This window comes from Virgibacillus sp. 7505 (assembly GCF_002272135.1).
Lineage (GTDB): Bacteria > Bacillota > Bacilli > Bacillales > Amphibacillaceae > Terribacillus.
Genome location: NZ_NPBF01000048.1, coordinates 1 through 898, shown reverse-complemented (window position 1 = coordinate 898; position 898 = coordinate 1). Strand labels below are relative to the sequence as shown.

Here is an 898-nt window from a genome sequence, read left to right as displayed (position 1 = left end):
GGAGATGGAATTGGCCCTGAAATTGTAAGCGCTACAACTAGTATCCTCGAAGCAGCTGCAAAAAAACATGAGCTGCAGCTGGATCTAACTGAATTGCCTATGGGATGGGCAGCGATAAAGGAACATAATGATCCGATTCCACAGTACACAAAAGATGAGCTCGAAAAGTGCCATGGCTGGATTCTCGGGCCGCACGATTCAGCAGCCTATCCGGAAGAACATAAACAGAAACGCAACCCAAGCGGGGAGCTGCGCCACTACTTTGATTTGTACGCAAACGTGCGACCTGCGAAAACGATGCCTGGTACAAAAAGTGTGGTTGGCGAAGCTGATCTAGTCATCTTCCGCGAAAACACAGAAGGCTTCTATACAGACCGAAACATGTATGTAGGAGTCGGCGAATGGCAGATTACACCCGATGTGGCTGTCTCAACAGGCGTATTCACCAGAAAAGCTGTTGAAAGAATTGCACACGCCGCTTTTCAAAGTGCCATGACACGAAAGAAAAAAGTTACCATTGTGCACAAAGCCAACGTGATTAAGCTTGGAACAGGTTTATTCCTGAATGTATGCCGCGAAGTTGCCGAGCAATATCCGGAAGTTGAAGTGGATGATTATCATATCGATGCCATGACTGCCCACTTGGTACGTCGCGCAGGCGACTTTGATGTCATCGTAACGGAAAACATGTTTGGGGATATCCTTTCAGACCTTACTGGTGAATTAGTTGGCAGTCTGGGACTTGCCCCTTCAATCAATTCCAATGATACACAAGCCATGGCACAAGCAGCACATGGGTCTGCGCCGGATATCGCTGGTAAAAATATTGCCAACCCAATCGGTATCATGCTAAGTACGGTGATGTTCTTCGAATGGCTGTATTCCCAGCATAAGGATG

General features: G+C 47.3%; 1 protein-coding gene. It reads left to right on the top strand.

Going from position 1 to position 898, the window contains the following annotated elements:
- Positions 1 to 898: isocitrate/isopropylmalate dehydrogenase family protein (locus tag CHH91_RS17840; RefSeq protein WP_286160829.1), on the top strand; the 898-nt coding region annotated here is incomplete at both ends.